Genomic DNA, 26,191 nt, shown 5'->3' on the forward strand with positions numbered 1-26,191 from the left:
ACTCTGAAAGCCCGTTCAAAAAAAAACCGGCAAGAACGATTTCTGCCGGTTTTTCTCATCTGGTAGCCACTTTTGGCAGCATTGATGTTACTAGATCAATTGCACACTGCATTGCCTTGGCTAACGGTCATGCGCGCCAAAGTCACCACTGTCTCGTCCCCTGAGGTCAAGGAAACGAGGAAGCCGTATGTGCGCGGGCTGTAAGTCCTCTTGGTCTCCGTGCCAATTACGACACCTTGATCATCCTTGATCTCCTCAGTAGTGGTGGTGACATTCAAATCATTGCAAGTGAGCGAACGATTGGAGCGAACCTGCAAAACATTCAGATTAGTAGCGTCAAACGTCAGGAAATCTGGTAAATCGGGCAAGGCCCAAGCGTAGGTACCAGTACCACCTTGAGCACTGAATGCATGGCTATAACCCAAGCCTACCGTTGCATTGGTGATATCGCATGCGTTGGCCGAAATAGTGGTGCCCGAGCACACAATACCTAAACCACTATTGATGGCTTGAACATTAATAGTGACGCTGGTGCGTACGCTTTGTGTAGCAGAAGGAGGCAAAGCAGAAGCAGCAGAATCTTGCACCAGCAATTGCACCGTCCTGCTCCCCAAGGCAGTAGGCGTGCCAGAAATAACGCCGTTGCTGCTGAGCGTCAAACCGCTCGGAAGTGCCCCCGACACAATCGACCATGTATAGCCTGGAACACCACCAGAAGCAGTCAGCGCTTGGAAGAATTCGCGGCCAATTGGCGCTGTGAAGCTCGCGCTTTCCGAAACCAATGGTGTTGGCGCTTCGGAGCTTGGAATTTCAGTGACGGCGTAAACAACGGCGATATTGCTTACAGGATCTTGAATGCCGTTATCGACGTTGTTGTCTGAACGATCCGCCACCAGCTCCAATGCAATCGCACCAGTCGCATTACCACTCACAATAGTAAAAGTAGCCAGACCATTCACAGTGGGTACCGACAACACTTTGTTGCCAGAGGTATTGCCTCCAGCGCGCAATTCAGCATCTTGAGCAGCCAGTGCGTTAGAAGGGCTATTGGGCAAAATGCTCACACGCAAGTTGTTACCCGCGGGCTTCGCAACAGGTTGACCAAAATCGTCAAAAACAGCAGCTTGCATGGTCAACTGCTTGAGCGGCCCTACAGTGCCGCCAACAACGTTCTGAGTAATCACAAAACCGCGATTGCCAGTGGTCGTGGTGGCGATATAGGCGCCAGACGGAGTGCCGCCATAGTCTCCCACTTTGATGGAGATCTCAGCTGTACGGTTTTGGTTGTTCACCATCGTGCAGCGGATAATCGCATCACCAGCCAGGCTTCCTGCATGAAAATGGAAGGTCGCCATACCTGAGTTGGAGCCCAGCACAATGCTGCGGCTTGGCTTCGGAGATCCGTCCTCATCTTCCTCGTCAGTGCCATCCAACTTATACAAGCCGCCGACGTCCACCCCACCATTCAAAGAGCAAGCAAAGTCCTCTGTTGGAATCGGGCGATTGCTGGCAACCGCATCGATCACCAAAGTTGTCGTGTAAGGGCCGCCAATTGAAGGCGGAACATTATTCAAATTCAACGGCAATTCGGTTTTAGGAACACCATCACCACCTGCATTGGCTGTGAGCCGCAAGTCATAAGGCGCATTGGGATTTTCGCCCGCACTACCACCACCACCGCCACAGGCGGCAACCACTGCAGCAACCAAGGCCACCGCACCAATCGTGCAGCCTCGTTTCATTGCAAAAAAATTCATTCAAAACTCCTAAAAAAACTTCAGCGATCAACTATGCATCAACGGCGCATAGAATTTTGATCAGTCACAATTTTCGGTGTAATAAACACCATCAACTCGCTTTTAGTCACGCTGCGGGTCGTGCTTTTAAACAAATGCCCAGCAATTGGCAAGTCACCCAAGAACGGTACTTTTGTTTCGCCAGTGGACTCAATCAGCTCAAAAATACCGCCTATGACTACAGTGCCGCCATTTTCTACCAAGACTTGGGTTGTCACTTTTTTGGTATCCACCGCTACCGCGCCTGCTGAAACCGTTGGGCTGTCTTTATTGACTTCCAAATCCAGAATCACATTACCTTCCGGCGTGATCTGAGGAGTCACGCCCAAGCGCATCACCGCCTTTTTGAACTCCACAGTTGAGGCGCCGTTGGGCGAAGTGGTTGCATAAGGGATTTCGGTACCTTGTTCAATAAACGCTTCAACCTGATCCGCAGTCACAATGCGCGGACTTGAAATTACGCGACCTTGGCCTGTGGCTTCCAAAGCCGACAGCTCCAAATTCAAAAATCGATTGGCCGCAGAATTGAAGATCGACAATGCAAAAGTAGCAGCAGAAGTACCACCGATTGCTCCAGCACCAAAATTGAAAAACTGCCCATTGGCACTGCTTCCACCTGTAGCGCCAGAGCTAGTCAACACGTTGCCATAACTGCCGCCAAACACAACATTATTGCCTCCACCAATGTTGTAACCACCTTCACCGCCACGCTCAGCGCGCAAATCACTGGCCCCCAAACGCACACCAAGATTGCGTCCAAAGTTATCTGTTGCTTCAACGATGCGGGCTTCGATCAATACTTGTCGCACCGGAATATCCCAGCTTGCAATCAAGCGCGCAACATCCTCCAGGCGAGAAGGTGTATCTGTGACAAATAATTGGTTGGTACGCTTCTCAGCAATCGCCGATCCACGCGCAGTTAGAAAGCGGTTGCTATTCACATCCGCGCCGCCGCCGCTGCCTGAGCCGGTTAACTGCTGCGCAATATAGTCCGCCTTGGCATAGTTAAGCTGAAATATTTGTGTACGCAATGGCTCTAACTTCTGCAGCGCCAATTGCGCTTCGTAGTCCTGTTGCCTACGCGCATCTAGCTCTTGTTTTGGAGCAACCCACAAGACATTGCCATTCTTTTCGTAGCCAAGCCCCTTGGAATCCAAAATGATTTGAAATGCCTGATCCCATGGCACATCCTGCAAACGCAAGGTTAAAGAGCCTTGCACAGAGTCAGACGTCACAATATTAAAGTTGGTGAAATCGGCAATGACTTGCAATAGAGATCTGATCTCAATGTTTTGGAAATTCAAGGACAGTTTCTCACCAGTGAAACCAAGCCCTTGCGTTAATTTAGTTGGATCAGGAACAACTTCCCGCAGCTCCAGTACATATTGCCCATCCGCTTGATAAGCACTTTGAGACCATTCACCAACGGTTTCCACTTCGACCAGTGTGGAATTGCCAACCTGGCGTGCCTGAATAAACTGGACTGGTGTGCCGAAGTCCATCACATCCAAACGATTCCTGAGTGCAGGGGATAAAGCTGCATTGGGAATTTCCAAAACGATTTTACGCCCTTCCTGACGCAAATCGACTTCAGCCACCCCGTTAGGCATGGACAGGATGATCCGGCCAGCACCATCCACCCCTTTTCTAAAATCGATGTTTTTCAAGCCACTGGCAGCACTGGCTTGTTGCGCAGGAGTTGAAGAATGTCCATCGATCTTACCTATATGGCTTCGATCAATTGTGGCGCTCGTTTGAATTACTGGATTCAATACAACGGTAAACAAAGAGCCCGAACGCTGGATTTGGTATGCCGTCGCCTCCCGAAGGTTGAGCACGACCCTGGAGCGGTCGCCTGCTTCAACTACATTAATTGAGCGCAAATTGCCCTGATTCACCTCGACATTTTGCCTTCCAGACTTAACCCCTACAGAAGGAAAATCCAAAGAAATACGAGCAGGCGACTGGACTACGAATGCCGAAGGACTAAAGTCAATGGATTCATCCAATTCAATTTGAACAATTTCCTGTCCATTTCTTTGCGCTCCAGTCACCGAGACAATATCGGCAGCCGAAGCATTCAAAAAAGAAAATGCTGCACTTGCAAGCAATGCTACTCGAGTAGCAAGCCTGCTGGTTTTCTTGGTTGCTTCACACATTTTCCATTTCCTTTATTCTTGCAACTCGATCGTGGCAGATCGCTCCATCCAATCACCTGTCGCATCTTGCACAATCTCTTGCAATTGCAACTGGGTCTCTGATATTTTGTCAATTCGGCCGTAATTTTGCCCCAAATACTGCCCTTCATGGGCTTGATACAGATGCTGCTCAACCTCTAATAATGCCGTAGGCCGGCCTTCTTTTTGCAAAAAACCGACCATCTTAATAGAATCCAGTGGATAGGCCTCCAATGCTTCCTTGCGCCTGTCGGCATGCGCTGCAATCAAGCTTGAATTGTTTTTCTTTGTGTTTTGTGTGAACACTCGCGCCAGCTTATTAACTGAAAAAGGGTCCTCTGCACCAGTAGGCGTATAAGAAGCTGGAACAAAAACAATTGGCGCAGCCAAAGGCTGAACCTTTGGAGCCGCCTGACTTTTTTCTCTGGCCATCCATTCAGCAACACCACTCTCTCGCGAGTCCATGCAACCAGCAACCCCAATCGCAATCACCAGCAGAATCACCGACTGAAATAAAGAATTATTCATAACAACCATTCTCTAATTTACTTTCGTTACATCAATCTTTATTTATCGCTTTCTTTGCTGCCCTTTTTGCTGCGCAGCTCTCTGCTGCTGCTCTTCCAAACTCAGATAGCGGTAAGTTTTAACTGCTGCACGCATGCTTAAAGAATCACTACCGGATTGCGCTTTATTCAAATCAATATCGCCAATAGTTACAATTCTAGAGAGATTGGCTATATCCGAAACAAATTGCGCGATCGCATCATAACTACCGGAAACGACGATCTCAATCGGCTGCTCTGCATAATACTGCTTCACCTGAGGAGCGCCAGGCTTGAACACATCAAACTGCAAACCACGGCCAATACCAGCCTGGTTGATATCAGAGAGCAGTGCTGCCATTTCCGCCTCATTGGGCAGTTGCTTCTCCAGCAGATTCACATATTCCTGAGCTTGCTCCTTTTGCTTCAAAAGGGACTCAAGATTGACCGCCTTCTTATAATCACGACTAAAGTCATCTCGCAATGTTTTTTCTGTTGCGCGCGATGCCTCCAACTCCTCCTCGAAGCCAGACAACCATAAAAACCAAAGCAGTACAGCAACAAAAATTGCCGTAAGAATATAAACAACAACACGAGGAACAATTGGCCATAACCAAGGATCTCGGCCACTTGTTTGCTGAAATTGTGAAGCCCAGTTTTTCATTTAATAACCACTCATTAGATCAAACCGCGATCTACTTGTCTTTTTTCTCAATCGGGTTTAACAAGAAATTTATTGAAAAATCATAAACTCGACCATTTCTTCCCCCGCCAAAATCCATCACCTTGGATTTTGTTTCGACGAGCTGCGGCTTCGTTTCCCATGGCATGTCATCCGAAACCACCTTCAGCATATCTGAAACCGTTTGATTGGATTGAGCCACACCTAGCAAGGCTACCTTATTCGCAGTCTTCTTCAAGGAGGTTATATAGCTTCCATTTGGAATTTTTCCGATCACCTCATTCATCAAATCCACAGGAAGATTGCGTTCGGACTGCAAATCCTCAACAGCCTTCTGCCTAGCCTTTAAGGCCGCAATTTCTTTCTCAATGGAATCAACCTCTTTAATCTTCTCTTTCAGCTTTGCATTTTCAGCTTTGATTATATTATTAGCACTGTTTTGATCGGCAATTAAAAACTGAAAGTACAAATACCCAAACCCAATAATCATCACCCCCACCAGTGCAGACAAAACAAGGGTCGATATGAAGGTTTTCTTCTTGAGCTTCTTCGCCTCTTCCCGGTGCGGTAGCAAGTTAATTCTGATCATCAATCAAACCTCCGCAGAGCCAGGCCAAAAGCGGTCAAGTAACTAGGCGCTTCCTTGCTGGCGTTGCGCATGCGCACACTGCCTGCCACTTCAAGGCCCTCAAACGGACTGACAACCTGGCATGCTGTCTCAGTGGCCTGAGTTACCGAAGCAGCCAGACCGGCCACTGAACTTCCGCCCCCCGCGAGCAAAATGCGATCGACAGCATTGAATTGCGAGCTGGTATAGAACAATTGCAAAGCGCGCACAATCTCTTGAGTGATATTGCTGATATAGGGGCGCAGCAGAACGCTTGCGTAGTCATCCGGCAATTCACCAGCGCGTTTTTTGTTTTCGGCCTCTTCCGCCGAAATTCCGTAATGTCTGGCGATCGACTGAGTCAATTGCGAACCACCAAATGACTGCTCACGCTCAAACAAGGCTTCGTCGCCTTGCGTCACCAGCAAGCTGCTGCTATTGGCACCAATTTCGATCAAGGCTACTAGCGGCGCTTCAGCTGTTTTAGGCCAGGCTTTGGCAATTTGGTTGACGGCCAGGTGCGCCGCAAACGACTCGATATCCAGCACCACCGCTGTTAAACCAGCAGCTTCGGCCAAGCCTTGGCGGTCTTGGACTTTGTCTTTGCGAGATGCTGCAATCAATATTTCCACATCGTCACTGGAATTTTTTGACGGTCCTATGACACAAAAGTCTAAGCTGACCTCATCGAGCGAGAATGGAATGTAATGGCTGGCCTCAGACTCCACCTGAATCTCAAGCTCTTCCTCAGACAAACCTGCAGGCAGAACAATTTTGCGCGTGATAACTGCCGACGAGGGCAACGCAAAAGCCGCCTGCTTGGTTTTGCTGCCACTTTTTTTGACAAGCCTGCGCATGGCTTCAGCCACTTCGTCAAAGTTATCAATGTTGCCTTCGTTGAACCAGCCCTTCTCCAGCCGCTCAATGGCGACTCGTTCCACGGTGATTTTCCCATCTCGCGCACCACTGAGCTCAACAAGCTTCAAGCTGGATGCACTGATATCAATTCCAAGCAATGGCTGCTGCTTTGAACCGAACAATGATTTCGGAGAAACCACTCTACCTCCCTAGATACTCGTTAAATAGAGCAACAAAATGTACACTTTAGCGCGCATCGTATCAGCATGCCAACTGAATGAAAAGAATAAGTTACCGCATGAGTTTCAGCCTTGTTGTCAAAAGCCGACGCGCATAAGTTTATTCTGGAAGGAAACGATTGTGATGTATCCTAGTCAATTCAATCTCATCAAACGTCGCACAATCTACAAATTAACAAAGTGCGTTTGATCGCTTTTTTTGAAACATGACCTCTGAATCGCCACGCAACAGGGGCGCGCAGCGCTCCAGTTCATCACGCACATCCAGGCGCGGTGAATCTCCCCCAAAAAAACATTGGCTGATTCGCGCCGTATTCTGGCTTGTTGGCTTGGTCGCTGCTGGTGCAGCGATTGCCGCAGCCGTGGTTGTCGTTGCAGTAGCCACCATCTATCCGCAATTACCTGACGTCTCGGATCTGGCCGACTACCGCCCCAAACTGCCGCTGCGGGTGTATTCCGCTGAAGGTGCCTTGATCGGCGAGTTTGGCGAAGAGCGCCGCAAGCTCACGCCTATCGAAGACATCCCAAAAGTGATGAAGGATGCGCTGCTGTCAGCCGAAGACTCTCGTTTCTATGAGCACAGTGGCATTGACTACCGAGGTCTGGCGCGCGCAGCACTGATGAACCTCAAAGACTTCCGCAGCCAAGGTGCCTCCACCATCTCGATGCAGGTGGCACGCAATATGTACCTGTCGTCTGAGCGAACTTTCACACGCAAGCTCTATGAGGTGCTGCTCACATTCAAGATGGAGCATTTGCTCTCCAAGGATGAAATCCTTGAAATTTACATGAACCAGATTTTCCTGGGCAACCGTGCCCACGGCTTCTCTGCAGCATCTGAAGTCTATTTTGGCAAACCTCTAGAAGAAATCACCGTTGCCGAAGCAGCCATGCTGGCAGGCCTGCCGGTTGCACCATCGCTGTACAACCCCATTCGCAGGCCAGAACGCGCGCGTATTCGCCAGCTGCACATCATCAACCGCATGCTGGAGAATGGCTACATCACGGCCGAGCAAGCCCAACAAGCCCGCGCAGATGCTGACAAGCCTTATGTGCGGCGCGCAGGCAGCACCTTCCCTGTGCGCGCCGAATTTGTCGCAGAAATGGTGCGTCAAGCAATGGTTGAGCGTTATGGTGAGGAAGCCAATACGCGTGGCCTGAATGTCTACACCACCATTCAGCTGTCCGACCAAGAAGCGGCTTACCAGGCGCTGCGTACAGGCATCATGAATTATGAAAAGCGCCAGCACTACCGCGGGCCTGAAAACTTCGTCAATTTGCCTGACGATGCGACCGAGCAAGAAGAAGTCATTGACAAAGCGCTGGCTGCACACCCAGACAATGGCCAGTTGCTGTCAGCTGTAGTGCTTGAAGCCAGTCGCCAAAAGGTCACCGTCATTCGTGCAGACGGCACCACCATTACCATCACTGGCGATGGCTTGAAACCTGTGCAATCTGGACTGGCTGACAAAGCCACTGCCAACATCAAAATTCGCCGTGGCGCCATTGTGCGGATTCTCAAAACATCCAAAGACGATTGGGAGTTGACTCAGTTGCCTGAAGTGGAAGGCGCGTTTGTTGCCCTGGAGTCCGACACAGGTGCGATTCGTGCGCTCGTAGGTGGTTTTGACTTTAACAAAAACAAGTTCAACCATGTGACACAAGCCGTACGCCAAACAGGCTCGGCCTTCAAGCCCTTCATCTACTCTGCAGCGCTTGAAGAAGGCTTCAGCCCAGCTACGATCATTGCTGACGCACCGATTGTTTTCAGTGCAGCAGTCACCGGCAGCAAAGCCTGGGAGCCACGCAACTACGACCGCAAATTTGACGGCCCTTTGAGTATGCGCACCTCACTGGCACGCTCTAAGAACATTGCGTCGGTTCGCTTGACGCAGGCCATAGGCCCTAAAAAAGCCCAAGAGTGGGCGACCAGATTCGGTTTTGATGCCAGCCGCATTATTCCGGTACTGCCAATGGCACTGGGTTCTGGCGAAGCCACGCCTTTGCAAATGGCCACCGCCTTTGCAGTTTTTGCCAATGGCGGCCACCGCGTTGATCCATGGTTGATTGAGCGGGTGACCGACTACCGTGGTCGGGTACTTTCGGAAACCAAAGCCAAGCCAATCGAGCAAATGCCTCAATCGATTGATCCGCGCAATGCCTTTATTACCAGCAGTTTGCTGCAAGAGGTTGTGCGTGCGGGCACTGGCGCGCGCGCGCGCAATGCACTCAAACGCCCCGATCTGTATGGCAAAACTGGCACAACCAATGACGCCTACGATGCCTGGTTTGCAGGCTTTCAGCCATCACTGACTGCAGTCGCCTGGGTTGGCTATGACAACCCCAGAGACTTGGGCAGCCGAGAAACAGGCGGTGGTTTGGCCCTGCCAATTTGGGTGGACTTCATGCGGCATGCGCTCAAGGACATTCCGATTGCCGAAATCAAACCGCCAGCAGGCGTTACCCGCGCCGACGGCGATTGGACCTACACCGAGAACTCGGGCGGCCGCGGTATTGCCAGCCTGGGCATGGAGAGCTTGTATGGCGAGGCGACGGGCACTGTGACAGCGCCATCGAGTGAAGAGCGCGCCAGAATCATGGATCTCTTTAGAAATTAATACCGAGACCGATGTACGCTTGGCAGCACAGTGCTGGCAAGCTTGGCCTGAGGCCAGCCGACACCAAGCAGCACAGCTGATTGGCGTCGGCCTGGTGCTTAACCCTGAAGGGCCGCCAGCAAAGCCATCTGAGTCACGCGTCCTTGAGACGTCGAAAATGCGCCGTCTCCTGCGCGTGATACTGCCCGCGGCTATGCGCCTAGCCGCCTAGCGCAAGCCTTCAGTTTGTTGGGCAGTATCAGCAACTCGAACCCATCTGCAGCCGTTAGCTGGATACAAGCCAAGGGTTCACTACTGTTTGGTGGCCAGATGCATCTCGATAGATGCAGTGCGCAAAGCCATTTCTACGCCTATTTTCCAGTGGAACATCAATGAAAGCTCTCAGAAAGCCAGGCAGGAAACCATTGATCGCCCCATTATCTCAATGATCAAACCATAGATGATGACTCGATATTGAAACAAGAAATCTGATGCATAACCAGCTGAATCGCGCAGCACAGCGCGCGATTATCAAGCACAATAGATACTGATTGAATATTTCTTATTTTCTTCATCCAAAAGGCTTTCACTATGGGCATTATGAAAGAGTTTCGTGAGTTTGCAGTCAAAGGCAATGTGATTGATTTGGCTGTGGGTGTGATCATTGGGGGCGCGTTTGGCAAGATCGTCGATTCGGTCGTCAAAGACCTGATCATGCCGGTCGTTGGTCTCTTTTTCGGCAAGCTGGATTTCTCCAACCTATTTCTCGCCTTGGGTACAGCACCTGCTGGGACAGCGGATACGCTGCAAGCCTACCGGGATGCCGGAGTGCCTGTCTTCGCGTATGGGAGCTTTATCACAATCGCGCTGAACTTCATTATTCTGGCGTTCATCATTTTCTTGATGATCAAGCAAGTCAACAAGCTCAAGCGCGCAGCGCCTCCTGCAGAGCCTCCAGCAACCCCTGAAGAAGTCCTGCTGCTGCGCGAAATCCGCGACAATCTGCGCAAGTGAGGCACAACCGACTGAGTCGGACTTGACACTTGCACACGCATAAAAAAACTGCTCCTTAGAGCAGTTTTTTTATGGGACACCATCTGGCATCAGGCCGGATTGTCAATTTCAATGAAACGGTGTTCCAAACCTAAATTATCGGCTACGCGCGCAGCCACACAGGGCGCACCATAGCGTTCGGTTGCGTGATGGCCTGCGGCAATGAAAGTCACACCACACTCTTTGGCCAAATGCGCTTGCGGCTCAGAAATCTCGCCTGTCACAAAGGCATCTGCGCCAGCGTCAATGGCTTTTTGAAAATAGCTTTGGGCTCCGCCTGTGCACCAGTGCAATTGTTGAATAGGCCTGCCGCCATCAATTAGCAACGGCTCACGCCCCAGTTTGACAGCAAGGTCTGCTGCCAGCTGTTGGCCAGAGGCATAGTTCACCTCGGCATGAAAAATCAACGAGCGCTCCTTGAGTGGCTGCCCCATGCCCCACCCCATATGCACCCCAAGTTGGGCGTTATTGCCCAAACTAGGGTGCGCATCAAGCGGTAAATGGTAGGCCAGCAAATTGATATCATGTGCCAGCAACTTTTGAACCCGGCGTTTCATCCAGCCGGTTAAGGTGCCGTCCATACCGCGCCAAAACAGCCCGTGATGGACGATGATGGCATCGGCACTCGCCTCAATGGCCGCATCAATGAGCGCTTCGCTGGCGGTGACTCCGCTGATCAAGCGGCGGATCTGAGCCTTGCCTTCGACCTGCAAGCCATTGGGACCATAGTCCTCAAATTCCGCAGGCAACAGCAGCGCATCAAACGCCTGCAGCAGTGCACTGCGAGAAACTGACACATCGGATCCATTGCTCATGCCTTCTTACCTCCCCCGGTGATTTTGTCCTTGAGGGAGAGCAGTTTGGTCACTGTTGCTCCCATGCCCATCAATTGCATTGCAGTCTCTGGTTTCAGGTGCTGGATATCGTCAAACCACTTCATCAAGTGGTTGATCAACTCGTACATTTGCTTCATGCGCTCCTGGGCGTAGCGGTCTTCATCACTGACCGCCTCTTCGAGCAACGCCCCCCGGAGCATTGAGGTCGTCGGCTCAATCTCGCGCCGGCGGCGCTCCTCAGCCAAAACCCGAAAAATTTCCCAGACATCCTCGGGCGCCTGAAAATACTCTCTGCGGTCACCTGGCTGATGGCGCAATTGCACCAGACGCCAGGATTGCAACTCTTTGAGCCCCATGCTGACATTGGAGCGCGAGAACTCCAGCTTGAAGGTGATTTCTTCAGCATTCAAAGGTTTCTCTGAGAGGAACAACAATGCATATATTTGTCCAACCGTGCGGTTAATACCCCAGCGGCTGCCCATCTCACCAAAGTGGGAGACAAACTGGCGCGTCAAGGGTGACAGCGGATCGTTCATAATTGGATAGTCCAAGGTAGTAGCTAGGTAAGCGGTGCCAATACACTGCAGAGTGCATCAGCGTGGTCTAGGAATAGTCTGCGCCAAGCCATCCACAAACATGTGCCAAGTTTTCTAAGCGCCTGTTAAAAATCTTCACGCAGTCGCGCAAAGCACAAAAACCAAGCAGTGCAAGGCGCTTGTTGCCGCCCATACCTCTGCATGGGCACAACGGGCAACGACGCAATGCACTTTTTAGTGCCTTGACCATAGTGCTGAAGCCCCAAAGGCGCACTGCTTTGTTAAAAACCTCTCCAGGCAGTGAGCCCGGCTGCGGTTTTTGCCACGCATTGCAGCTTTTGGACTCCAACACGGCTGCGTCGATATGATGAACGGGCTCCAAACAAAGAAATACACCGGACTACAAGATGCTGGAGATGCTTTCACAACCAAAGGCACTGCACTCCAGATTACTGAAAAGTGTGAAATCATTTTACCTTTTGAGCAAAAAAAAGCATGCAGGTCTTAGGTAAACCCTGACAATAGCCTCCTTGCCTCCCCTCCTGTACTTGACGCACCTGAAGCGCTGTGCAGCAAGATACTCCAATTCCATACAATCCGCGCAACGACTCTGCCCCCTCTCAGCTGGCTTGCATATACAGTGTCGACTCTCGACGTCCAATTCCGAGTCACAATGGCATGAATGGCAGGCACAACGCCCAGCCTCTGCACCTTCAATCCTATGCGTCGATATTGGCTACTTTTTTCACAAACCGTCACCGTGGTATTGGCCATCTATTTTGTCGTTGCGACGCTACAACCGCAATGGCTTAAGCCGCACATAGCAGCTTTGGCACTCGCTGACGCGAATACGTCTTTGCAATCGGACACCGCCGACCATAGCCATGCACCTGCAAGCCTGAGAGCGGCTGCACAACGCGCAGCCCAGTCGGTCGTGAGCATCAACACGACCAAAACCGTGCGAGCCCCTTATGCCAACGATCCTTTTTTTCAATATTTTTTTGGCGAATCCCCCAACCGTGCACAAAGTGGCCTGGGCAGCGGAGTTATTGTCAATGAAGACGGTTATTTGCTCACCAACAACCATGTGATCGAAGGCGCCGATGCGATCAATGTCACCCTCAACGATGGCCGAGAATTCAGCGCCAAAGTGGTGGGCACTGACCCTGACTCCGATTTGGCCGTCCTCAAAATCAATGCACCCAACTTGCCCGCCATTCAGATTGGCAACTCCGAGAAAATTGCCATTGGCGATGCAGTGCTGGCCATTGGCAATCCGTTTGGGGTCGGTCAAACCGTCACCAGTGGCATCATCAGTGCATTAGGCCGCAGCCACTTGGGTTTGAATATGTATGAAAACTTCATTCAGACCGATGCGGCCATCAATCCAGGCAACTCAGGCGGCGCATTGGTTGATATCAACGGTGATCTGGTTGGCATTAACACCGCCATCTTCTCCCAGTCAGGTGGCAATATGGGCATTGGCTTTGCCATCCCCACCAAAACCGCGCAATTCGTCATGGACAGCATCATTCGTGATGGCCGGGTGATCAGGGCATGGGCAGGCCTGGTTTCTGACCCCTTAACCCCTGAGCTGGCCGAAGCAGCCGGAGTGAAAGCCACCTCTGGCGTGATCGTCACAGGCGTGCTGCAAGGCGGCCCTGCCGCCAAAGCGGGCATTCGCCCAGGCGATGTCATCACCTTGGTTGGCAAGCACCAAGTGCAAAGTGTTGGAGATTTGATGAGTACGATTGCAGGCCTGACACCCAATGTCCCAGTGGATATCCAAATGGAGCGCCATGGCGAGCTGCAAACCATCAGCATCACGCCCGATGTGAAGCCTGCCACCATACGCAATCCTCGCTGAAACGGCCCACTCTGCAACCACACCGACTCACCATGAACATCGCCGCACTAGAAGCCATGCTGCAAAATGGCAAAGACAATGCCTTATTGCGATTTGGTTTAGGCAAAGCCTATTTCGACGAGGGCCAGGCCAGCCAAGCGGTCACCCACTTGCTTGCGTGTACACAATTTGACCCCGGTTACTCAGCCGCCTGGAAATTGTTAGGCAAAGCGTATTTGCAATCACACAATACCGCTGCTGCGCTTGACGCATGGACTCAAGGCCTGGCTGCGGCTCAGACCAAAGGCGACAAGCAAGCAGAAAAAGAAATGCTTGTACTGGTGCGCAGAATACACAAAAGCGCAAATAATCAGCACGGGTGACTGCACTAGGTCTGCGCGGCCAGCGACCTTTCTCACAAAACTGCGGTCTGGGCCGCGCAGTCTTGCACGGTATGCACGGTCTGCCATGTGTATTGGCAGACCAATACTGGCCTTCCCCGTGTCCAATGGTGCTCATAACAGGGCGTAAGATCACTTCGCTCTTATTGCCTGTTATCGCCTGCTCATTATCTCCACGCAGCGGTGCAATCGTTTAAGAGTTGCTTGCTTCTTCGCCTTCTGGCTCTTTCTTGGCAAACCAACGCGATGCAAACAGCCCCACCTCGTAGAGCAAGCACATCGGTATCGCCAATGACAGCTGAGAGATCACATCTGGCGGCGTCACAATGGCCGCAATCACGAAGGCCAACACAATAAAGTAGCCTCTGAAACCACGCAATTTCTCCAAGCTCACAATGCCAAAGCGCACCAATAGCATCACCACAATAGGCACCTGAAACGCCAAAGCAAAAGCGATATAAAGTGACAAAATCACACTGACATAGGAGGCCACATCGGGCGTTGCCGCCACGCTTTGAGGAGCGAATTTCTGGATGAACTCGAACATCTTATCCAGCACAAACAGCTGCACAAACGCGATCCCGACATATGCGAGCAAGCTGCCCAGCATGATCATAGGCAGCGCAAAACGTTTTTCGTGGCTATACAAGCCTGGCGCAACAAATGCCCAAACCTGGAAAATCAACCATGGCAGCGCAATCAACACCGCCGTCATCATCATGACTTTCAAGGGCACCAAAAACGGTGACAACACGCCCACCGCAATCAATTTGGCATCTGGCGGCATATGCGCGCGAATCGGCATCGCAATCACATCAATCAAAGCGCTGGGGCCGGGCCAAATGGCCAAGCCGACAATCGCCACCAAGACCCCTACGATGCAGTAAATAATGCGGTTGCGCAGCTCAATCAGATGCTGCACAAAAGGCTGCTCAGTGCCAGCCAGTTCATTGTCAGGAGAGGGGGAGTAGGCCATTTTTTAAAAAGCAAACAAGTGCTGTGGTTGATTCGCTAACAGTCGCACCACTGCCAAGCGATCAATGCAATTCTTTATCAGTGGGCAGACGCAAGCGCGCCACGCGAGCTGCATCTGATTGCACATTCTTACGCACTTGGTGGCGTGCTTTATACCATCTCGGTACAGCCGTGCGGCGGGCGCGCCAGTCTTTGCGCACTGGTGCATACACCACAGGCGTTACAGCAGAGACAAATTCGCGCTTAGAAGCATCCTGCAACTCTTCCAATGGCGGCGATACAGCCTGATCAGCGCCATCTGCATCGAGTGCATTCAACTCACTAGAGACTTGGTTAACACCCTTTTGGAAGTCACTTGCATGCGTACGTACGGTCTGCTGCAAATCACGCGCAGCGCCTTCAATCGACGTTTTGACTTTGCGCAACTCGTCAACCTCCATGGCTTGGTTGACTTCACGCTTGACATCGTTCACATAACGTTGGGCTTTGCCCAATAAAGTGCCCAAAGTTTTGGCCACTTTAGGCAAGCGCTCGGGCCCAATGACAATCAAGGCAACAATGCCAATCATGACCAATTTTGAAATACCTAGATCAAACATCGGTTCAACCAACTTCCATTGCGGTATGCAATCAACAAATCCTAACAACCCTGCATACAGGATGCTCAATCGGGCAGAACCAATAGACCCAAAGGCCTGGTGCGCCACAAGCCGCCTGGCAAAGCCCGCGACGCGGCGTGCGTCATCGCCGATGCACACCTACGCAAAGAAACAGGCCTTTTTCACACAGCACAGCATCGAGCCGAACTGCATATGATCAGTTTTTTTGCTTGGCTTGGACGTCAATCGTTTCCTTGTCGTCCGGCAGCGGCTGGGCCGCAACCTTAGCACTCTCGGCAGCCTGTGGTGCCTCGCCGCCTTCGCGCATGCCATCCTTAAAGCCTTTGACAGCCCCACCTAAATCACTGCCCATATTGCGCAGCTTTTTGGTGCCAAAAATCAAAACCACCACCAGCAACACCACCAACCAGTGCCAAATCGATAAACCACCCATATTCAACTCCTCAAACCAAAAAACGCATACCGTTCAAAAACATCTGACTGGCTATTGCATCACAGCACAAGACTGCGAACAATCACGCAGCACTGAAATCATTGTATGCCGCTACAGGCATGGGGCCAGACACACCATCAAAGCGCCACCAACAAGCTCGTCAGCACCCATTCAAAGCCAGCAACCAGTCAGGCCAACACAATATGGATACTGGGTTTCAAAAACAATTCCCATAAGCCCCCCAGCAGCCATTGTCCTCAGAAGCTGTTTACAGTCTTTTCGCACTCGCGCAGGGCACAACATAGCGGCAACGCAGTAATAGGCTTATCTTGTGCATCGCCTCCTTTTGGGCGTCAACGCGGTCTGCGAAAAGATCGTTAACAAGATTCTCAGGTCGGACCGGAGCAACCCCAACTCAGCCCTTGAGCCACGGACGGGGCCCGCCCATCACATGCACATGCAAGTGATGCACTTCCTGCCCGCCCTCTTCACCCGTATTCACGACGATCCGAAAACCACCCTCTGGATAAGGGTTGCAGCCCATCTGTAGCGCCAGTTCTGGCGCCTTGGCCATAATTTTTCCCAGCCATGGCGCATCCGATGCCTGCACTTGAGCCATTGATGCAATATGGCGCTTGGGCACCATCAGAAAATGCACGGGAGCCCAAGGGTTGATGTCGTGAAAAGCGAAAATATCCTCGTCCTCATACACCTTTTTAGACGGAATTTCACCAGCGATAATTTTGCAAAAAATGCACTGAGGATCATGCGAAACAGAAGACATACATTCCAACCAATTAAGTACCAAACCACCTGACGGCTAAACTATAAGCGAGCTTGGCGCCAACCAAGGAACAGCGGCCAGTCTTGGCCAACTAGCTGGGCATAGCACCATGATAAGTGGCAACTACAGGCTGTATTGAGTGCGCTTCACAGCCTATGCGCGCGCCAGCAATTACATCGAGGAGCGCACCCCCACATCGGCAGCGTGCAGTTGCAGCCACTGTAATGCAGACTCACGCCCCTTCTCAAACAATTGCTGCAAAAAACCGATATCCGCGCGCATTTTGCTTTCACTGCCAAAAGTATGCAAAAAAGCCCCGCCATCAATGCGGTGCATATGGATGTCCTTATAGAACTGTGAGTCCAAGCGCCCCTCTTGCAGCAAACGGCGCACAAACTCAATCGCACGCAATTCCGACAACAGACTGGCATTGAAGGTCACTTCATTGATGCGCTCTTGAATCTCGGGCATGGTTTGCGGTACCGACTCTGTCTCAATCGGGTTGATCTGAACAAGCAAAACATCGTCCGATTCAGTTTTATAAATCAACGGATAAATGGCCGGATTACCAGAAAATCCGCCGTCCCAGTAATGCTCGCCGTCAATTTCCACGGCTTTGAATACCTGGGGTAAACAAGCGGATGCCATCAATGCATCCAGACTGATACCCTCTTCCTGGAATACTTTGCTGCGCCCGGTGCGCACATTGGTTGCCCCAATGAACAAGCGCGGCACCACGCCTTGCCCCTGGTATTGCTTGATCAACTCAAAATCGATCTGCCGTCTCAATAAGTCCCGCAGCGGATTGATATCCATAGGATTGCTTTGCGCGGGCGAGAGATGGGAGGGCAACATCAAGGGCTTGAGCCAAGGCATCCATTGCGCCGCCAAACGCGAGGGCGAGACATTGAGAAACGCCCCCATCGTGCCCACTGCCTCCCAGAAGTTGCGCAACGCCAGGCGGGCAAGCTCACAACCTTTGGCATGCACCTGGGCCTGATCGGTCAAATCAAGACTTGCCGCCTTGGCAAAACCCGCAGCCAATACCGTGGCATTCATGGCTCCAGCACTGGTGCCGCTGATCCCCTCAAAAACAAAACGGCCATCCTCCAGCAAGGTGTCCAGCACCCCCCATGTGAAAGCGCCATGAGAGCCCCCGCCTTGCAAAGCCAAGTTCAGCACGATGGGTGCTGCAGGATTGTTGTTCGTGCTATCGGCCATGCAACTACACCCCGATTTGTTTTTCTTGGTTCATCGCAACCATGCCGCGCACGATGCGAATCAGAAACCACACTGACACTACAAACCATGCCAATTTGCCGGGAAAGTACAAGGGGAAATACAAAGGCAGCGTAATCACATACCAAAAACATGCCCAGCCAACCGATGCAATGCGCCACTTGAAATGGCTCTCCTGCCAAGTCCCGACTGCATCCGAGCGCTTAACCAAATCCAAAATCAAGGCCAGCAACAGCAGCAGCATGCTGGGCTCCAAGCCAGGAATTACAGCGCAAACGGCCACGACCAAGTGCATGCCATAACTCACCCAGCCCAATTGCTTGAGTTGCATCAATTGCTGCGGGTCATTGGCAAATTCACGTGCCTGCACATCAATCACATCATGCTTCTGATTTTGAGCCATCATCGTACCCTCTGCCTGCTTGGCGTCTATGTGGATGAATTCATCAAGGACATCGGCCACAACCGCTGCGAGCCCATGCCTGACCATGAGGGGCATTGTGCCCCAATCCATTGCAAGGCCTTGCGCATGCCTTGCGTGCGGTCATGGGTAATGCGCTGAAACGCCATCTGAAGCAGCACGTGATCCATGCCAATTAGTGACCAGACCCGCCCACCATGCACCAGCGCTTAGTGGGCAGGCTGAAGCCGCTACAATAGAGTGATTAACTACCCGCTCTTTGCCATGAATCACCTCGCCAGTCTTGCCCCTATTTCGCCCATCGAAGACATCATTGAAGAGATGCGAGCAGGTCGGATGGTGGTCTTAATTGATGAAGAAGACCGCGAAAACGAAGGCGATCTGGTCTTGGCTGCTGACCACGTCACGCCCGAAGCCATCAACTTCATGGCCAAATACGCACGTGGCCTGATTTGCCTGACTCTCACACGTGAGCGCTGCCAGTTGCTGAACTTGCCACCTATGGCCAAGAAAAACGGCACCCAGTTTGACACGGCCTTCACCGTTTCGATCGAAGCAGCAGAAGGTGTGACAACCGGTATTTCTGCCGCCGACCGTGCCCGCACGATTGCTGCAGCGGTCGCGCCCAACGCCAAAGCCACAGATTTGGTGCAGCCAGGCCACATATTCCCAGTCCAAGCCGTCGATGGCGGTGTGTTAATGCGCGCTGGCCACACGGAAGCGGGTTGCGACCTGACGCGTTTGGCTGGCCTGAGCCCTGCCAGCGTGATTTGCGAGATCATGAAAGACGACGGCACGATGGCCCGTCTGCCCGACTTGCAGGTTTTTGCTGCCGAACATGGCCTCAAAATTGGCACCATTGCCGATTTGATTCACTACCGCAGCAGCCACGAGTCGCTGGTTGAGCGCGTCAGCTCACGCACATTGGTGACGCACTGGGGCACATTCACAGCCCATGCGTTCCAGGACAGCATGAGCAAAGCCCTGCATTTGGCCTTGGTACAAGGCCAGTGGGATGCCAGCGAAGAAATTCCGGTGCGCGTGCACGAGCCGCTGTCACTCCTCGATGCAATGGACGCCCAGCGCGGCCTGCACTCCTGGAGCCTGCACGAGAGCCTGCAATACATTGATCGCCAAGGAAAGGGCGCAGTGGTATTGCTCAATTGCGGCGAATCGGGCGAGCAGCTACTGGAGCAATTCGAAGGCCGGGCCCAGCCTAGCCATGCCCCGGCACGCGGACGCATGGATTTACGCACTTACGGCATCGGCGCACAAATTCTTCGCAACCTCGGCGTTGGCCGCATGCGTTTATTAGGACAACCAAGACGCCTGCCCAGCATAACTGCCGGCTACAGCCTGGAAATCACCGGCTTTATCAATAAGGAATAAACCATGTTTGGAGCCAACAAAGGCGCTGCCAACCTGCAAGATGGCAGCAAGCTGAGCATTGCGGTCGTGCAAGCACGTTTTAACGAAGACGTCACAGGCGCACTGTGGCAGGCCACACAGCAAGAGTTGCTGCAACTGGGCGTGCCCGCCGAGCACATCACCCACATCACGGTCCCCGGTGCTTTGGAGGTGGCCTCCACACTGCAAGTGCTGGCTGATACTGAAAACTTCGATGCCTTGATTGCATTGGGCTGCATTATCCGCGGCGAGACCTACCACTTCGAGCTGGTCGCCAATGAATCGGGCGCCGCTGTAACCCGCGTTAGCCTTGACTATGGCATTCCGATTGCGAACGCCATTCTCACGGTTGAGAATATGGAACAGGCAATTGCCCGTCAAACCGAGAAGGGCCGTGATGCCGCCCGTGTCGCGGTCGAGATGGCCAACCTGTTCGTGCAGATTGCCTAAGAACAACACCATGACCTCGCCAGAAAACACCCCAACACCAAGCAGCAAAAAAAGCGCGCGTAGCCGTGCGCGTGAATTTGCGCTGCAAGCGCTCTACCAACGCATTGTTGGCAAAAATGACCCACGTGACATTGACATGTTCACACGCAACCTCAGCGGTTTTCACAAAGCCGACTCGGCCTTGTACGACGCACTGCTGTATGGCTGCGCAGAGGAATCCCAAACACTGGACGAAGCCATCACCCCGCTGCTGGATCGCCCACTTGAGGAGCTCTCACCGATTGAGCGCGCGGCAATGTGGATGGCCGTCTACGAATTCAAAAATGCGCTGGATGTGCCTTGGAAAGTAGTCATCAACGAGTATGTCGAGCTGACCAAGTCCTTTGGTGGCACAGATGGCCACAAATACGTCAACGCTGTATTGAATGGCCTGGCGCCGCAATACCGCGCCGCCGAGATCAACGCCACCAAAGGCTAATTGGACAGTTTGGGGAGGCCCAGCCCACTCCCTCCCACTCCCTAATAGCTGCGCGCTCACACTGAAGCTGCGCAAAAGCCAGTAGCCCACCCGCAGCGGATGGGCCTGGGTTGCACAATTCAGGTGGCCTCCGTGACCACTTGATCGCCATGCAACAACAGGGCAGCACTCTGTGCCCACCCTCCCATTTCTTGACAACGCTGCTGATAGAGCAGCCCATGCAGCCATGACCATTGAACTCTCCGCCCGCGCCAAACGCACCAATCCCTTTTATGTGATGGAAGTAGGCAAAGCAGCGGCCCAACTGGCCCAGCTGGGCAACGCACCGGAGATGATCTACCTCAATATTGGCGAGCCCGATTTTGGTGCGCCCGAGCGGGTTCAGCGCGCAGCCATCGCCGCGATTGAGAGCGGCAAAACCCAGTACACCCAAGCACTGGGACTGGACGCCTTGCGGCAATCGATCAGCCAGTGGTATGCCCAGCGCTTTGGCCTGAACATTGAGGCAGAGCGCATCATCGTCACCGCCGGCGCATCCGCAGCCCTGCACCTGGCCTGCATGGCCTTGCTCGACCAAGGTGATGAAGTCTTGATGCCTGATCCCGGCTACCCGTGCAACCAGCAGTTTGTGCAAGTCACGGGTGCTGAGGCCAAACGCATTCCTGTCGATGCCAGCAGCCGCTTCCAACTCACTGCAGAACAAGTAGCCCAGCACTGGCAAGCGCAAACCCGCGCCGTGCTATTGGCCTCGCCCTCGAATCCAACCGGCACATCGATTGCCACCGACGCGCTCAAAGCCATTGTCAGCGAGGTGCGCAAACAAGGTGGCATCACCTTGGTCGACGAAATTTATCTGGGCCTGTCCTATGACGAGGCCTACGGCCAATCGGCATTGGCCTTGGGCGATGACATCATCAGCATCAACAGCTTTAGCAAATACTTCAATATGACCGGTTGGCGGCTGGGCTGGCTGGTTGTGCCGCGCGACTTGGTCGAGCCCATCGAGCGCTTGGCACAAAACCTCTTCATTTGCCCCAGCACAATTGCCCAGCAAGCCGCGCTGGAATGCTTTCACCCAGACAGCCTGGCCGAATATGAACGCCGCCGCGCGCTGTTCCGTGAACGCCGCGACATGTTCTGGCCACAGTTGGCCGAATTGGGCTTGCATGTACCAGTCGTGCCAGATGGCGCGTTCTACATCTGGGCCGACTGCCGTGAAGCGGCCCAACGCTTGGGCGTACAAGGCAGCTGGGACTTTGCCTTTGGCCTGCTGGAGCAAGCCCGTATCGCCATTGCGCCTGGCAAAGACTTTGGCGGCCAGGGGATGGAGCACTATGTGCGCTTTTCTACCGCCAACTCAATGGACAATTTAAACGAAGCACTGGCGCGCATGCGTAAACTGCTGCGCTGATCCAACCGGGAGTGATGCCATGCCTTATTTCGCCATGAACCGTTTCCGTGTACTTCGCGGCCACGAAGACACCTTCCTCAACCACTGGAAAAACCGCGACAGCCATTTGGACACCGTGCCCGGCTTTGTGCGTTTCCAATTATTGCAAGGCAAGCAAACCGAAGAGCACACGCTGTTCATCTCCCACACTGAGTGGGAGAGCGAGCAGACCTTTATCGACTGGACACAATCTGAGGCATTTCGCAAAGCGCATGCCAATGCTGGCAAAGGCACACGCGATATCTATGCAGGCCCGCCTCAGTTGGAGCTGTTCAAGGTCGTGCTCTGAGCGCCACGCACAGACCACACCGCCGGCTTGCTCTCTTCAGCAGCCCGCAAGGCCTCATCTGCTACGGCTTGGGCTTGCTGCAACTGAGGCTTTAGCGGCTTGACCACAGCGCAGGCTTGGGTCCAATGCGAATTTGCAGCGGACTGCCCCTCCTCTGCGCGTGCTTGCCAGCCTTGCAGCACTTGCGCACAGGCGTTCGCCGCTTCACGGCCTTTGACAACAAAATGCTCGTAGAAAAAGTGGTGGTGTTCCTCGCTGCTGTGGAAGTGGTGAGGCGTCAGCACTACAGACAAGACCGGCACCAAGGTGTCGAGCTGCACGCGCATCAACCCATCAATGACTGCGGTTGAGACAAAATCATGGCGGTAAATGCCGCCATCGACGATCAAGCCAAACGCGACGATCACGTCATACTGGCCAGACTGGGCCAATAGCTTGGCCTGCAGCGGAATCTCAAGCACCCCTGGCACGTGCATCAGATCGCACTGGGCCTGTGGCAGTTGAGCGGCCAAACTTTCCACAAACGAGCCCGTGGCGCGCGCGACGATGTCCGCATGCCAGGACGCGGCCAACAGCGCAATGCGCGGCTGCGGGCCAGAGTGCTGCGTAGGGGCCAAACGGGGAGTAATCAAAGACGACAACTGATTCATGGTTTTCCTTTAAACCTGGTGGAAATACAGAATCAGGGCTGAGCTCGCCCCCATCAAAGGCATCGAACTGTAACTGTGCAAAAGCACAAAGCAGCGCACCAACACACACAGGTGCTGGATGCCCAAACCATTCAATGGGTGCGTTTCTCTTTCATCCGGACTATGACCGTCGGCTCTGGGATCGCACCAGATCTGCTGACCTTGAGGGAGCATGCAGCCCACCATCAAGCGCTCGCGGGCTAGGCAGCAGACCACGTATCAATACGCAAGCAGCACCATTACCGCCGGTGGGGAATTACACCCCGCCCTGAGAAACTACCGAACACAGCGACCTTCACATCTTGAAGAATGGCTGAATCCAGTGCCAGCCATTATAAGCAGCTATCGCCTCCCCTGCACGCCCCTTCCCAGCGCTCAACATCCTTGGTTTAAGAGCCGGTTTACGATTTAAGCTAGCAAGCCCTGGTACTGCAAGGAATCCACAAACACCTGCCACAAAGCCTTGGCTCGTTTGGTCATACGGGCCTTATCAACATACACCAACTCCACATACAAGCTATCAACAACACCCACGTAAGCGGTAGCAAAGAGGTTCATCTGTGCAGTCGTCGCCTCAGGGGCTGCTTGGCGCAATTGCACTTTAAAGCCCTGCTCTACGGCATGCAAAAAGCCGTCATAGACTTTGCCAACGTCAGCTTTGAGCGCAACTGGGGGCAAAAACGCCGCGCGCAGCAAAAAACGCAAGTGCACCGAATCTTCATAGCGCTTGGCGATGCTGTAAATAAACGACGCCCCTGGCCCTGCGAGCGCGCTAGCACCACGCGGCTTCGCCGTTTTTTGCAAAGCATTGGCAGCAAAGGCCATTTCCTGCTCAGCCGCATCATGCAGCACCTGCAAATACAACGCATCTTTGCTGGCCACATGCGAGTACAGAGACGCCTTTTTAATGCCCACCATCAATGCGATCTCATTGAGAGAGGCGCCGTCATAACCCGCCACCGCAAAGTGGGCCACCGCAGCTTCACACACCCGTTCAAATGCAGCCGATTTCACTGTCATATGGCCTTGCCCCTTGATATTGAAGTTAGTGATGCCGTAAGTCTACTTGCACACCCGCTCGCTGCACACGCAAAAAACTCAACACCGTGAAAAACAATGCGGACATGCCAATCACAATCAGCGAGCCTAACCAATACAGCGTGCTTGTTTGCACGGCTACTGCCGCCAGAGGCGTGGCCGCAGCCCCCAGCAGCAAGGGTGCCGCGCCCAATATCGCGGCACTCGCCCCCAAAGCGGTAGTGCGTGATGCCAGGGCCAGCGCCATCAAGGTCGCCTCTGCCACCCCCAGGGCGGCCATTGCAATGAACATGCCGGCAACCACGCCCATCAAGCCCAAGCCTAGCAGCGCGCTCAAAGTGCTAATGACCGCCCCCACTACCAGGCCACACACGCCCAACAGGGCCAACAGCTCGACACGGCAGTGTGTCACCAAGCGGGCACTGCCCATCGCCCCAAGCAGCATGGCAATGCCGGTGGCGCCAAACACCACACCAAACGCGCGGGTCGTCAAACCAAAATGCGTTTGGTAGGCATACGACGCCCCGCCAATGTAGAAGAACAACAAGAAAAACACCAAGGACAATGACAGCGCCGGGAGGATGAAACTGCGTGAGCTCAGGATTTCGCCATAACTTGCCAAGACCGTCCTCAAACGCAAAGGGCTGCGCCGGTGCACGGGCAAGGTTTCACGCAACGACAGCAACGTATTGAGAAACACCAGCACGCCAAGCAAAGCCAGCACCACAAACACCATGCGCCAGCCCCATTGCGCGCCGATCAGGCCGCCAACAGCCGGGGCAAATACAGGCACAATGCCCTGAATGGTCATCAGTATTGCAAACAATTGCGCCGCAATAATGCCTTCGGCCACATCCCGCACACTGCTCATGACGGTGACAATCGCCAAAGACGCCGCCAGGCCTTGTAGCAGACGCGCCAACATCAAACTCTCAATCGAAGGTGCGAGTGCGGCATAGACCGTGGCCAATACAAAACCGAGCAGCGCCAGCAGCAGCGGCTTGCGCCTACCGCAAGCATCCACCACGGGGCCAAAAAACAGCTGCCCGATCCCCATTGCCATCAAGAAAATGGTCAGCGTCAGCTGCACCGAGGCAAACGGTGTATTGAACTGACGCGCCATCTCGGGCATCGAGGGCAAATACATATCAATCGACGCGGGCCCAAGCAGCATGATCAGGCCCAGTGACAGCGCGATGCCCAGGGGCAGCTGCTGGGCATCGCGCTGTGAATCAGCCTTCGCCATAGTCATATCCAAACTCCAAAACAATTACTACCTACCGGTAGTTTATAAAAGAAGGAAATTGTATGACTTCAAAGTAAACCGTCAAGGCTTTTCACGCAGAGACCGCACATAAAAGGAGACAGCCAACCCAATGTGACTCATGCAGCTACAGCACAGCCGTGCACTGCAAAGGCCAGCCGCTCAGGAGAGCAAGACACGCCAAACCACGCAAATTCAACCAACTAACGATTGGTCGCCAAAAAAAAAAAAAAAAAAAAAAAAAAAAAAAAAAAAAAAAAAAACGCAACCGCACAAACGATCTCCACGATCACATGTAGCCTGCCCGTGCAGTCTCACAGCGGTGGTGGTTGATGTTCTGGCTTAAGGCCTTTATCAAGGCATCTACGCTTCGCGGCCTTTTGACCTCCAACACGGCTGGCATGGGGATGAGGAGCTAGCTCCGGGGCTTTGGGTTGCAGGCCCAAGCCATGTGCATGCCATACACGCTTGAAATTGACTG

At 53.0% G+C, this 26,191-nt stretch carries 26 protein-coding genes and 1 riboswitch; of the genes, 9 read left to right on the forward strand and 17 right to left on the reverse strand.

What is annotated here, in order from left to right:
- Positions 1-95: 95 nt before the first annotated feature.
- The 6 genes from E8K88_RS01150 to E8K88_RS01175 all read right to left on the reverse strand — a co-directional run bounded on the left by E8K88_RS01150 (position 96) and on the right by E8K88_RS01175 (position 6,865).
- Positions 96-1,634, reverse strand: coding sequence for an Ig domain-containing protein (locus E8K88_RS01150; protein ID WP_168797210.1), 1,539 nt, complete (start codon positions 1,632-1,634; stop codon positions 96-98).
- A 161-nt stretch (positions 1,635-1,795) separates the two neighbouring features.
- Positions 1,796-3,955, reverse strand: coding sequence for a type IV pilus secretin PilQ (locus E8K88_RS01155; protein WP_136404792.1), 2,160 nt, complete (start codon positions 3,953-3,955; stop codon positions 1,796-1,798).
- A gap of 12 nt (positions 3,956-3,967) precedes the next feature.
- Positions 3,968-4,501 (reverse strand): pilus assembly protein PilP, encoded by a 534-nt coding sequence (locus E8K88_RS01160; RefSeq protein WP_168797211.1) that lies wholly within the window; start codon positions 4,499-4,501, stop codon positions 3,968-3,970.
- A 42-nt stretch (positions 4,502-4,543) separates the two neighbouring features.
- Positions 4,544-5,182, reverse strand: a complete 639-nt coding sequence (locus E8K88_RS01165) for a type IV pilus inner membrane component PilO (protein WP_136404794.1) — start codon at positions 5,180-5,182, stop codon at positions 4,544-4,546.
- A gap of 31 nt (positions 5,183-5,213) precedes the next feature.
- On the reverse strand, positions 5,214-5,789 hold the full coding sequence (locus E8K88_RS01170) for a PilN domain-containing protein (RefSeq protein WP_136404795.1): 576 nt from the start codon (positions 5,787-5,789) through the stop codon (positions 5,214-5,216).
- Positions 5,789-6,865 carry a pilus assembly protein PilM gene (locus E8K88_RS01175; protein WP_136404796.1) on the reverse strand — a complete coding sequence of 359 codons (1,077 nt, stop codon included), beginning with the start codon at positions 6,863-6,865 and terminating at the stop codon, positions 5,789-5,791. Before E8K88_RS01175 ends, E8K88_RS01170 begins: the two co-directional genes overlap by 1 nt.
- A 245-nt stretch (positions 6,866-7,110) precedes the next feature.
- Between E8K88_RS01175 and E8K88_RS01180 the strand changes: the two genes are divergently transcribed.
- The gene (locus E8K88_RS01180; RefSeq protein ID WP_136404797.1) at positions 7,111-9,522 is read left to right on the forward strand and encodes a penicillin-binding protein 1A; all 2,412 of its coding nucleotides are present in this window, start codon (positions 7,111-7,113) and stop codon (positions 9,520-9,522) included.
- Between the two features lie 570 nt (positions 9,523-10,092).
- Positions 10,093-10,515, forward strand: a complete 423-nt coding sequence (mscL, locus tag E8K88_RS01185; RefSeq protein ID WP_136404798.1) for a large conductance mechanosensitive channel protein MscL — start codon at positions 10,093-10,095, stop codon at positions 10,513-10,515.
- Positions 10,516-10,604: 89 nt separating this feature from the next.
- Here the strand turns inward: mscL and E8K88_RS01190 are convergent, their stop codons facing one another.
- On the reverse strand, positions 10,605-11,369 hold the full coding sequence (locus E8K88_RS01190) for a Nif3-like dinuclear metal center hexameric protein (protein ID WP_136404799.1): 765 nt from the start codon (positions 11,367-11,369) through the stop codon (positions 10,605-10,607).
- Entirely contained in the window at positions 11,366-11,926 is a 561-nt protein-coding gene (locus E8K88_RS01195; RefSeq protein ID WP_136404800.1) for a GbsR/MarR family transcriptional regulator, read from the reverse strand. The genes E8K88_RS01190 and E8K88_RS01195 overlap by 4 nt, the downstream gene beginning before the upstream one ends.
- 721 nt (positions 11,927-12,647) lie before the next feature.
- Between E8K88_RS01195 and E8K88_RS01200 the strand changes: the two genes are divergently transcribed.
- Both E8K88_RS01200 and E8K88_RS01205 read left to right on the forward strand, forming a co-directional pair.
- Entirely contained in the window at positions 12,648-13,793 is a 1,146-nt protein-coding gene (locus tag E8K88_RS01200; protein ID WP_136404801.1) for a trypsin-like peptidase domain-containing protein, read from the forward strand.
- Between the two features lie 32 nt (positions 13,794-13,825).
- Positions 13,826-14,155 (forward strand): hypothetical protein, encoded by a 330-nt coding sequence (locus tag E8K88_RS01205; protein WP_136404802.1) that lies wholly within the window; start codon positions 13,826-13,828, stop codon positions 14,153-14,155.
- A gap of 211 nt (positions 14,156-14,366) precedes the next feature.
- Here E8K88_RS01205 and tatC read toward each other — a convergent pair whose 3' ends face one another.
- The 6 genes from tatC to E8K88_RS01235 all read right to left on the reverse strand — a co-directional run bounded on the left by tatC (position 14,367) and on the right by E8K88_RS01235 (position 18,627).
- Positions 14,367-15,149: a twin-arginine translocase subunit TatC gene (tatC, locus tag E8K88_RS01210; protein WP_136404803.1), complete on the reverse strand. Its 783-nt coding sequence runs from the start codon at positions 15,147-15,149 to the stop codon at positions 14,367-14,369.
- Positions 15,150-15,210: 61 nt separating this feature from the next.
- Positions 15,211-15,747, reverse strand: coding sequence for a Sec-independent protein translocase protein TatB (gene tatB / locus E8K88_RS01215; protein WP_136404804.1), 537 nt, complete (start codon positions 15,745-15,747; stop codon positions 15,211-15,213).
- 217 nt (positions 15,748-15,964) lie between these two features.
- The gene (gene tatA, locus E8K88_RS01220; protein WP_136404805.1) at positions 15,965-16,201 is read right to left on the reverse strand and encodes a Sec-independent protein translocase subunit TatA; all 237 of its coding nucleotides are present in this window, start codon (positions 16,199-16,201) and stop codon (positions 15,965-15,967) included.
- A 415-nt stretch (positions 16,202-16,616) separates the two neighbouring features.
- On the reverse strand, positions 16,617-16,985 hold the full coding sequence (locus tag E8K88_RS01225) for a histidine triad nucleotide-binding protein (RefSeq protein ID WP_136404806.1): 369 nt from the start codon (positions 16,983-16,985) through the stop codon (positions 16,617-16,619).
- A gap of 171 nt (positions 16,986-17,156) precedes the next feature.
- Complete coding sequence (locus E8K88_RS01230) at positions 17,157-18,206, reverse strand: patatin-like phospholipase family protein (RefSeq protein WP_136404807.1); 1,050 nt, start codon at positions 18,204-18,206, stop codon at positions 17,157-17,159.
- Positions 18,207-18,210: 4 nt separating this feature from the next.
- Positions 18,211-18,627 carry a DUF4870 family protein gene (locus E8K88_RS01235; protein WP_420813550.1) on the reverse strand — a complete coding sequence of 139 codons (417 nt, stop codon included), beginning with the start codon at positions 18,625-18,627 and terminating at the stop codon, positions 18,211-18,213.
- Positions 18,628-18,909: 282 nt separating this feature from the next.
- Here E8K88_RS01235 and ribBA point away from each other — a divergent pair, with 282 nt between their 5' ends.
- The 5 genes from ribBA (at position 18,910) to hmuQ (ending at position 22,719) form a co-directional block, all read left to right on the forward strand.
- On the forward strand, positions 18,910-20,034 hold the full coding sequence (ribBA, locus tag E8K88_RS01240) for a bifunctional 3,4-dihydroxy-2-butanone-4-phosphate synthase/GTP cyclohydrolase II (RefSeq protein WP_136404808.1): 1,125 nt from the start codon (positions 18,910-18,912) through the stop codon (positions 20,032-20,034).
- 3 nt (positions 20,035-20,037) lie between these two features.
- A complete protein-coding gene (ribH, locus tag E8K88_RS01245; RefSeq protein ID WP_136404809.1) occupies positions 20,038-20,502 on the forward strand; it encodes a 6,7-dimethyl-8-ribityllumazine synthase in 465 nt (154 codons plus the stop codon).
- Entirely contained in the window at positions 20,459-20,980 is a 522-nt protein-coding gene (nusB, locus tag E8K88_RS01250; RefSeq protein ID WP_240754253.1) for a transcription antitermination factor NusB, read from the forward strand. The genes ribH and nusB overlap by 44 nt, the downstream gene beginning before the upstream one ends.
- Before the next feature lie 232 nt (positions 20,981-21,212).
- The gene (locus tag E8K88_RS01255) at positions 21,213-22,391 is read left to right on the forward strand and encodes a pyridoxal phosphate-dependent aminotransferase (RefSeq protein WP_136404869.1); all 1,179 of its coding nucleotides are present in this window, start codon (positions 21,213-21,215) and stop codon (positions 22,389-22,391) included.
- Positions 22,392-22,410: 19 nt separating this feature from the next.
- Positions 22,411-22,719, forward strand: a complete 309-nt coding sequence (hmuQ, locus tag E8K88_RS01260; protein ID WP_136404811.1) for a heme-degrading protein HmuQ — start codon at positions 22,411-22,413, stop codon at positions 22,717-22,719.
- Here hmuQ and E8K88_RS01265 read toward each other — a convergent pair.
- The 3 genes from E8K88_RS01265 to E8K88_RS01275 all read right to left on the reverse strand — a co-directional run bounded on the left by E8K88_RS01265 (position 22,689) and on the right by E8K88_RS01275 (position 25,698).
- Entirely contained in the window at positions 22,689-23,369 is a 681-nt protein-coding gene (locus tag E8K88_RS01265; RefSeq protein WP_136404812.1) for a 6,7-dimethyl-8-ribityllumazine synthase, read from the reverse strand. The two genes, hmuQ and E8K88_RS01265, sit on opposite strands and share 31 nt — an antisense overlap.
- 139 nt (positions 23,370-23,508) lie before the next feature.
- Positions 23,509-23,688, reverse strand: a riboswitch (FMN riboswitch).
- Positions 23,689-23,816: 128 nt separating this feature from the next.
- Entirely contained in the window at positions 23,817-24,428 is a 612-nt protein-coding gene (locus E8K88_RS01270; RefSeq protein WP_136404813.1) for a TetR/AcrR family transcriptional regulator, read from the reverse strand.
- Between the two features lie 25 nt (positions 24,429-24,453).
- Complete coding sequence (locus E8K88_RS01275; protein WP_205879996.1) at positions 24,454-25,698, reverse strand: Bcr/CflA family efflux MFS transporter; 1,245 nt, start codon at positions 25,696-25,698, stop codon at positions 24,454-24,456.
- Positions 25,699-26,191: the final 493 nt, after the last annotated feature.

Source organism: Lampropedia aestuarii (assembly GCF_004803635.1).
Classification (GTDB): Bacteria; Pseudomonadota; Gammaproteobacteria; order Burkholderiales; family Burkholderiaceae_C; genus Lampropedia; species Lampropedia aestuarii.

What these genes read in the sequence shown, in the direction of transcription:
- E8K88_RS01155 (WP_136404792.1), bottom strand. Translation starts at nt 3,955, where the DNA reads ATGTGTGAAGCAACCAAGAAAACCAGCAGGCTTGCTACTCGAGTAGCA.
- E8K88_RS01160 (WP_168797211.1), bottom strand. Translation starts at nt 4,501, where the DNA reads ATGAATAATTCTTTATTTCAGTCGGTGATTCTGCTGGTGATTGCGATT.
- E8K88_RS01165 (WP_136404794.1), bottom strand. Translation starts at nt 5,182, where the DNA reads ATGAAAAACTGGGCTTCACAATTTCAGCAAACAAGTGGCCGAGATCCT.
- E8K88_RS01170 (WP_136404795.1), bottom strand. Translation starts at nt 5,789, where the DNA reads ATGATCAGAATTAACTTGCTACCGCACCGGGAAGAGGCGAAGAAGCTC.
- E8K88_RS01180 (WP_136404797.1), top strand. Translation starts at nt 7,111, where the DNA reads ATGACCTCTGAATCGCCACGCAACAGGGGCGCGCAGCGCTCCAGTTCA.
- mscL (WP_136404798.1), top strand. Translation starts at nt 10,093, where the DNA reads ATGGGCATTATGAAAGAGTTTCGTGAGTTTGCAGTCAAAGGCAATGTG.
- E8K88_RS01190 (WP_136404799.1), bottom strand. Translation starts at nt 11,369, where the DNA reads ATGAGCAATGGATCCGATGTGTCAGTTTCTCGCAGTGCACTGCTGCAG.
- E8K88_RS01195 (WP_136404800.1), bottom strand. Translation starts at nt 11,926, where the DNA reads ATGAACGATCCGCTGTCACCCTTGACGCGCCAGTTTGTCTCCCACTTT.
- E8K88_RS01200 (WP_136404801.1), top strand. Translation starts at nt 12,648, where the DNA reads ATGCGTCGATATTGGCTACTTTTTTCACAAACCGTCACCGTGGTATTG.
- E8K88_RS01205 (WP_136404802.1), top strand. Translation starts at nt 13,826, where the DNA reads ATGAACATCGCCGCACTAGAAGCCATGCTGCAAAATGGCAAAGACAAT.
- tatC (WP_136404803.1), bottom strand. Translation starts at nt 15,149, where the DNA reads ATGGCCTACTCCCCCTCTCCTGACAATGAACTGGCTGGCACTGAGCAG.
- tatB (WP_136404804.1), bottom strand. Translation starts at nt 15,747, where the DNA reads ATGTTTGATCTAGGTATTTCAAAATTGGTCATGATTGGCATTGTTGCC.
- tatA (WP_136404805.1), bottom strand. Translation starts at nt 16,201, where the DNA reads ATGGGTGGTTTATCGATTTGGCACTGGTTGGTGGTGTTGCTGGTGGTG.
- E8K88_RS01225 (WP_136404806.1), bottom strand. Translation starts at nt 16,985, where the DNA reads ATGTCTTCTGTTTCGCATGATCCTCAGTGCATTTTTTGCAAAATTATC.
- E8K88_RS01230 (WP_136404807.1), bottom strand. Translation starts at nt 18,206, where the DNA reads ATGGCCGATAGCACGAACAACAATCCTGCAGCACCCATCGTGCTGAAC.
- E8K88_RS01235 (WP_420813550.1), bottom strand. Translation starts at nt 18,627, where the DNA reads ATGGCTCAAAATCAGAAGCATGATGTGATTGATGTGCAGGCACGTGAA.
- ribBA (WP_136404808.1), top strand. Translation starts at nt 18,910, where the DNA reads ATGAATCACCTCGCCAGTCTTGCCCCTATTTCGCCCATCGAAGACATC.
- ribH (WP_136404809.1), top strand. Translation starts at nt 20,038, where the DNA reads ATGTTTGGAGCCAACAAAGGCGCTGCCAACCTGCAAGATGGCAGCAAG.
- hmuQ (WP_136404811.1), top strand. Translation starts at nt 22,411, where the DNA reads ATGCCTTATTTCGCCATGAACCGTTTCCGTGTACTTCGCGGCCACGAA.
- E8K88_RS01265 (WP_136404812.1), bottom strand. Translation starts at nt 23,369, where the DNA reads ATGAATCAGTTGTCGTCTTTGATTACTCCCCGTTTGGCCCCTACGCAG.
- E8K88_RS01270 (WP_136404813.1), bottom strand. Translation starts at nt 24,428, where the DNA reads ATGACAGTGAAATCGGCTGCATTTGAACGGGTGTGTGAAGCTGCGGTG.
- E8K88_RS01275 (WP_205879996.1), bottom strand. Translation starts at nt 25,698, where the DNA reads ATGACTATGGCGAAGGCTGATTCACAGCGCGATGCCCAGCAGCTGCCC.